This is a genomic window from Okeania sp. SIO2B9 (assembly GCF_010672505.1).
GTDB lineage: Bacteria > Cyanobacteriota > Cyanobacteriia > Cyanobacteriales > Microcoleaceae > Okeania > Okeania hirsuta.
In genome coordinates, this window is sequence record NZ_JAAHGK010000272.1 from 1 (window position 1) to 6,892 (window position 6,892).

Here is a 6,892-nt window from a genome sequence, read left to right on the forward strand (position 1 = left end):
TCAGCAGCTTATGGTTATAGTCTAGCGAAAAATCATCCATTTATTGATGGGAATAAAAGAACAGCTTTTATGGTTATGTATACTTTTTTAGGGCTAAATAATTATTTGTTAGAAGTTCCCGAACCAGAAGTTGTAAAAATGATGGAACAACTAGCAAGTGGAGAAGAAAATCAAGAATCTCTAGGGAAGTGGTTAGCAGCAAATTCTATAGAGATTTAAACATTGAAATAATATTTAGTTTAAATTAGTTTAAAATTTTAGCAAAACCGAGAAATAAGGAATAATTCAAAATGCCTCTCATCTCTCGTCGTCATTTTTTCCAATTTGCCAGTTCAATACTTGCCACTCTTGGTATAAGTCAATTTAAATTTATATCCCAAGCCGAAAATTATGGCAAAGTATTAGCTCAAAGTACCCCACGCAAACTTGCTTTATTAGTAGGAATTAATAAATATAAAAAAGCCCCTTTAAGAGGTTGTGTATATGATACAGAAATGCAACGTCATCTATTAATTCACCGCTTTGGTTTTAATCCAAAAGATATCTATATTGTTACTGATGAAAAAGCAACTCGCCAAGGTATTTTAGAAGCATTTGAAGAACACCTAATTAAACAAGCAAAACCAGGAGATGTAGCAGTTTTTCATTATTCCGGCCATGGTTCCCACGTCAAAGATCCTAATCCTATTGTCAAAACTTCTTTGATGGATGGTAGTGGTTTAAGTGGTACATTAGTACCAGTAGATAGTTCTCTGCCTCAAGGATATCCTAATGTTGGTGGTACTGTTAATGATATTATGGGGCATACTTTGTTTCTACTTACTTCAGCTTTAAAGACAGATAATTTTACCGGAATTCTTGATAGTTGTTTTTCGGGAATGACGACTAGAGATTTTACTGTTCGTTCTCGTGCAGGAGGGGAAAAAATAGAAGTTGTATCCCAAGAAAAGGCTTATCAAGAAAAATGGTTATCTCGGCTCGATATGTCTGAAGATGAATTTGTGAAAGGTGATCAAAGTTGTGTAGCAAAAGGAGTAGTTTTTGCTTCTGCTAAACCTTTTCAAAATGCTAAAGATGTGAAAATTCTTGATTTTCATGCTGGAATTTTTAGTTATTTATTCACACAATATTTATGGCAAGAAACAGCTACACCAAAAGAGGCGATCGCTTATGTCAATCGACAAATTCCAGATAGGTTAAAACAGAATTCACTTTATGAAGTTAAGACAGGTACTAAATTAGATAGTAAAGTTATATATTTGACTGAAAATTCCAGTCCTGTTGCTAATGCAGTAGTTACAGAAATTAAGGGCGATCTATCTCAAATTTGGTTAGGAGGATTAGATGTAAAAAAAATTGCTGAATTAACAACAGGTGCTGTATTTAATGTTGTAAATTCAAAAGAAAAATCCGCTGCTAAATTAATTTTTGAATCTCGTGATGGTTTATTGGGAACTGCAACAGTTAAAGGTATTGTTAAGCCTGGTTCTCTATTACAAATTTAAAAGGAGTCAGTCCTCAGGAGTCAGGAGGCAAGAAAGAAGAAGAAAGAGAAAGTTTTTTTGATCACTAATAGACATCTCCAATCATAAAAAATCAAATCAATTATCGCACATAAATTATCAATTATCATTTTCTTTGTGGGTTTAATACCCCACCGTCAACGGGGGTGTTCACGCATTACTTGGGGGAGCGAATCCCCATGTAATTTTCCTCCTGTCTCCTGTCTCCTGTCTCCTGTCTCCTTCTTCAATTCCCCCTACTCCCTACTCCCTACTCCCTCTTTACTCCCTCTTTTCTGGAGATATCTAATTATCCAGACATGATATAACTTCTGACTGTCTTGAGTGTGTCTTATAGCAATGAGCGCTGGTATATTTACAAATTGCAGGATGGGCAAAATAGCTAAAAGTCTTATATTATCGGCAATTTATTCCCCCTTCCGGAACTGTTGCCAGATGAGCTGTTGCCTGCGCACAACGCTATAAATTCTGGAGGCGATGTGTGCGGAAACATTTCCGCACCAGAAAAGCGCCGCAGGAGACCTCAGAATTACACACTCACTTCTAACTTCTGACTTCTGACTTCCCTACGCTCCACCCCGTAACTTATCTAATACACTCTTGTCCTGTAACGTTGAAGTATCCCCAGCAATTTCCTGACCTGCCGCCAGAGACCGTAACAACCTTCGCATAATCTTACCAGAACGAGTTTTAGGCAAATCCTCAGTAAAGCGAATCTCACCAGGACGAGCGATCGCTCCAATCTCCTGGACAACGTGCTGCTTCAATTCCTTCTCCAAAGTCTCACTTGCTTCGCGATCGCCTTCTAAAGTCACAAAAGCCACAATATCCTCACCCTTAACCTCATCAGGTTTACCAACAACTGCAGCTTCCGCCACAGCAGAGTGAGACACCAATGCCGACTCTACCTCCATAGTACCCAGACGATGACCTGCCACATTAATCACATCATCAACACGACCCATCACCCAAAAATAACCATCCTCGTCTTTGCGAGCACCATCACCAGCAAAATAAAGATACTCACCATTCTTCGGACTCAGATACTCCCAATAAGTACGACGGAAGCGATCATTATCACCATACACAGTGCGCATCATGGAAGGCCAAGGATGCTTAATCACCAAATAACCACCACTGCTACCATCCACTGGATCTCCTTCCTGGTTAACAATATCAGCAATAATGCCAGGAAAAGGCAAAGTCGCCGAACCTGGTTTAGTCGGAGTTGCACCGGGTAGAGGAGTCAGCATAAATCCACCTGTTTCAGTTTGCCACCAAGTATCAACTATTGGACACTTACTGTCACCAATGACACGATGGTACCACATCCAAGCTTCTGGGTTAATCGGTTCTCCTACTGTTCCCAACAAACGTAGAGAAGTTAGATTTCTGGAGTTGGGATGTTCTTCTCCCATTTTCATTAATGCCCGGATAGCAGTAGGAGCAGTGTAGAAGATGGTAACACCATATTTTTCTACTACATCCCAGAGACAACCAGGATTAGACGCTCTAGGTGCGCCTTCATACATGAGGCTAGTGGCACCGTTGGAAAGGGGGCCATAGACAATATAACTGTGACCTGTAATCCAACCTACATCAGCAGTACACCAATATACATCCGTGTCTTGGAGGTCAAATGCCCATTTATTGGTAACGTGGGTGTAAAGATTATAACCGCCTGTAGTGTGTACGACTCCTTTGGGTTTACCTGTTGTGCCACTTGTGTACAGAATAAATAGCATATCTTCACTATCCATCGGTTCCGCTGCACATTCGCCAGAAGAACCTTTTTGGAGTTCATGCCACCAATGGTCTCGCCCAGACTCCATGTGAATTTCTTGGGCAGTGCGTTTGACAACTAAGACATTTTCCACAGTGGGGGCACCTGCTATTAATGCTTTGTCTACTTGTTCTTTGAGAGGAACAATAGCATCTTTACGCCAACCTCCATCAGCAGTGACGACTAATTTAGCCTCAGCATCGACGAGGCGGTTTTTTAAGGCATCAGCACTGAATCCACCAAAAACAACAGTGTGGGGAGCGCCTATTCTTGCACAGGCCAACATAGCGATTGCGGCTTCAGGAATCATCGGCATATAAATACCCACGCGATCGCCTTTTTTCACTCCCAATTGCTTGAAAACGTTGGCCATCTGGCAAACCTCCCGATGCAGTTGGGCGTAGGTAAGGGTGCGAGAGTCTCCGGGTTCTCCTTCCCATATTAGGGCTGCTTTGTTTCGTCGCCAGGTGTTAAGATGACGGTCAAGGCAGTTATAGGAAATGTTAATTTTGCCATTAACAAACCATTTAGCAAAAGGTGGTTGCCAGTCGAGAACTTTGTCCCATTTTTGGAACCAGTCTAATTCTGTTTCGGCTAGTTCTGCCCAAAATCCTTCTGGGTCATTTCTAGCTTTTTCGTAGAGTTGTTTGTATTCCTCTATGCTTTTAATATGGGCTGCTTGGGCAAATTGTTCCGGTGGTTGGAAAAGACGTTTTTCTTCTAGGATTGATTCGATAGTTGATTCTGACATTTGTTTTTTGTATTTTATAGTTACTTCTAATAATTATTGTTAACCTAGAATGAACATCAGAATCTTTATTTTTTTTAAGCTAGCTTTAAGATTTGTAGAGGGTAATACCCATCTGTCTTGTGTTCAAGAATCAATACCATTTAGAAAGAAATTAGTCAATAGATGAAAGTATTTTAATCTCAATATTTGTAGAAATATTTTGAGTAGTTTTGAAGAAGAAGTTTTGAAGAAGGCAGAAGGCAGAAGGCAGAAGGCAGAAGGGAAAATTGCATGGGGACTCTAACCCCAAACAATTTTGAGCACCCCCGTTGACGGTGGGGTATTAAACCCATAAGGGAAATGATAATACAGGAGCCATAAGTCAGGAGAGAAATTGGGATGGGAGTGAGAATCTCAACCTATTTCTGTCAACTGGTAGAAGATGGGGTATTTAACCCAAAATCAGCAAGGGCCTGATCAAGAAAATTCAAAAAACATTCTGATTAATTCTGGCTCCTGACTCCTGAGGACTGACTCCTTAGCCCGAAGGGGCGATAATATCCTAATAGTTAACCCTTTATACTGTTAATCAAGCGCTACAATATTTATAGTGATATAAAAAAACTTTTTTACAGATTCTAAGATGGGTCTTAATGTAGGAGGATGATTGCAAGCAAGAGAAATCGAGCCTAAGCTAAAACAACTTAGCAATCTTGCCTGGTCAACTGAACCTGCGTTAGCCCAGAGGTTAGATGAAGTAACACGCTGGATTAAGGATATTAGGCCAGGGTTGCTAATGCAGAAAGGAGTCTTAGTAGGATTTTTGTTAGAATTAATCAAGGATGGAGAATTTTGGTTGAAATTGCAATCCTTAACAAATGAAGAAAGGCAACTATTTTTAAAACATCTTCCATCACCAGTATCTTACTGGTATGAAAATCTTTTTCCAAAATGGTTTAATGAAAATGATCATAAATTTTATATATGGAAACAAAAGTTAAGATCGGGGGAATTTAATCAAGAAGATGCTGAACTACTAAAATCTGTCTCTCGTCAGATTAAAAGTCGTGACGGGTGTGTTGTTCATCGTTATATAGCAGACTTGTCTATGGCAACAGATGTAATTGTGAGTAGTAGCACAGGTAAGCCTCTCTGTGTTCAACTTACTACTATGTCCGGAGAATTATGTAATCATAAGTATAAGGAATGGAAAGATACACTACAGCAATGGAAAATTAGAAGGGGTATTTTTGTTAGTTATAATCCCGGACAGGATCGCTCAGTTATTCAATTAGTAAATCTTGTTCTGCATAACAGCAAACATTTAACGGAGGCTAAATATATTAAATTTTGTTTTAGATAGGAATTTGCTCAATTCCTATTATATTTCAACTTGCACATCAAACTACACATTTTAACACTAGGCAGGATACATGGTAACAATTAGCAAAACTCTGTCAAATAAAGAACGTTTAGAAAAAGTTTGGCACGCTCTCCAAGAGGCTCAAAAATTACAAGAAGACCGACTAACTTGGGGAATAAATCATGTCAATTTATACGTGGAAAATATTGATGGAGATTGGCTGGAAAAATGGGGTGAAAATGAAGAGGAATTAAGTGAAAAGTTACCAATCAATTCATAAGTTTACAACAAGTCAAAGGTTAAAAGACAAAAGTCAAAAATAATTGGAGAAACAGTAACAATGACTGAACTAAAAGTTTAGGATGGTATGAGCGATCGCCTTGATATTTTGTGATGGAGATGAAGAGCGATCGCTCGGAAAACTCAAGAGATACTTGGCTAAAAAGCAGAAGTTATATTATGTCCGCTTGAACAGTTATAAATAAACGACGGAGGAGTCAGGACTCAGAAGTCAGGACTCAGGAGGAAATAAAAAAGAAGAAAGAGGAGGAGAAAGAGAAAGTTTTTTATCACCCTCTTATCCGGACATGATATTAAAATTATCCAACACTCTCAGTATTAGGCTTTTGATATGTTCTATAGCAGAAGGAAGAAAGAAAAATTGACGTTGCTTAAATGTAATGATAATTAGACATCTACTCCACCCATAGGCAGTAGGGAGTAGGCAGCTTTGCTGTAGGGGTAAAGAATTGATAATTTCTTTGGGATATAGATATTGATTTTTGATTCTTGGAGATGTCTATTAGCTAAAGGTAAAATTGAAAAACTGATGTTTTGCGCCCAAAGTTAATCTCAAAATCATTACCACTCAGCAACGCCGAAAAATTTGCTGTCGTTTGATTTTTAAGCTTTTAGTATGTCCTAACCATTCCTTAGACCATTCTAACAGCTATAGCTACTGCTGTATGTAAAAAATGTCACGCCTAAAATGGAGATTTTTATGAGCAATTTTACAGAATTACCTGCAAATCTTCCTATCCCAGTAGATGATGGAACTTGTAATCACCTACAAGGTTTGTTTTTGCCATCACTTACTTTACCTTCAACCCATAACAGATATGTAGATTTATCTAAAATTTCAGGTTACGTCGTTATTTACTGTTATCCCATGACTGGTAAACCAGGTATTCTACTACCCGAACAATGGGACAAAATTCCTGGAGCAAGAGGATGTACCCCTCAATCATGCGCTTTTCGAGACCACCACCAAGAAATAACAGAGTTCAAAGTGCAAGTATTTGGCCTCAGCACACAAAAAATTGAATATCAGATAGAAGCAGCGAAGCGACTTCATTTACCTTTTGAACTTCTGAGTAATAGTGATTTAAACTTTTCCCAAGCGTTAAAATTGCCAATATTTGAAATAGAAGGAAAGCAACTACTCAAAAGAGTTACATTAATTGCACAAGCAGGAAAAATTCTCAAAGTTTTCA

Annotated in this window: 6 protein-coding genes; 5 read left to right on the plus strand and 1 reads right to left on the minus strand. The window is 38.6% G+C overall.

All coding sequences use genetic code 11. The features are described from left to right. Together F6K13_RS11850 and F6K13_RS11855 are read left to right on the plus strand one after the other, a co-directional pair. On the plus strand, nt 1-219 hold a 219-nt coding region (locus tag F6K13_RS11850; RefSeq protein WP_287287449.1), incomplete at its 5' end, for a type II toxin-antitoxin system death-on-curing family toxin. Between the two features lie 71 nt (nt 220-290). Next, nucleotides 291-1,505 (plus strand): caspase family protein, encoded by a 1,215-nt coding sequence (locus F6K13_RS11855; protein WP_124146867.1) that lies wholly within the window; start codon nt 291-293, stop codon nt 1,503-1,505. A gap of 584 nt (nt 1,506-2,089) precedes the next feature. Here the strand turns inward: F6K13_RS11855 and acs are convergent. After that, entirely contained in the window at nt 2,090-4,057 is a 1,968-nt protein-coding gene (gene acs / locus F6K13_RS11860) for an acetate--CoA ligase (RefSeq protein ID WP_124146866.1), read from the minus strand. A gap of 646 nt (nt 4,058-4,703) precedes the next feature. Between acs and F6K13_RS11865 the strand changes: the two genes are divergently transcribed. The 3 genes from F6K13_RS11865 to F6K13_RS11875 form a co-directional block, all read left to right on the plus strand. Continuing rightward, on the plus strand, nt 4,704-5,399 hold the full coding sequence (locus F6K13_RS11865) for a hypothetical protein (RefSeq protein ID WP_124146865.1): 696 nt from the start codon (nt 4,704-4,706) through the stop codon (nt 5,397-5,399). A gap of 70 nt (nt 5,400-5,469) precedes the next feature. Next, nucleotides 5,470-5,679: a hypothetical protein gene (locus F6K13_RS11870; RefSeq protein ID WP_124146864.1), complete on the plus strand. Its 210-nt coding sequence runs from the start codon at nt 5,470-5,472 to the stop codon at nt 5,677-5,679. Nucleotides 5,680-6,399: 720 nt separating this feature from the next. Continuing rightward, nucleotides 6,400-6,892 (plus strand): peroxiredoxin (locus F6K13_RS11875; protein ID WP_287287450.1); only part of this gene is annotated, 493 nt, incomplete at its 3' end.

Bases quoted from the DNA above. Each gene is read 5' to 3' on its own strand.
- F6K13_RS11855 (WP_124146867.1), top strand. From the start codon at position 291: ATGCCTCTCATCTCTCGTCGTCATTTTTTCCAATTTGCCAGTTCAATA.
- acs (WP_124146866.1), bottom strand. From the start codon at position 4,057: ATGTCAGAATCAACTATCGAATCAATCCTAGAAGAAAAACGTCTTTTC.
- F6K13_RS11870 (WP_124146864.1), top strand. From the start codon at position 5,470: ATGGTAACAATTAGCAAAACTCTGTCAAATAAAGAACGTTTAGAAAAA.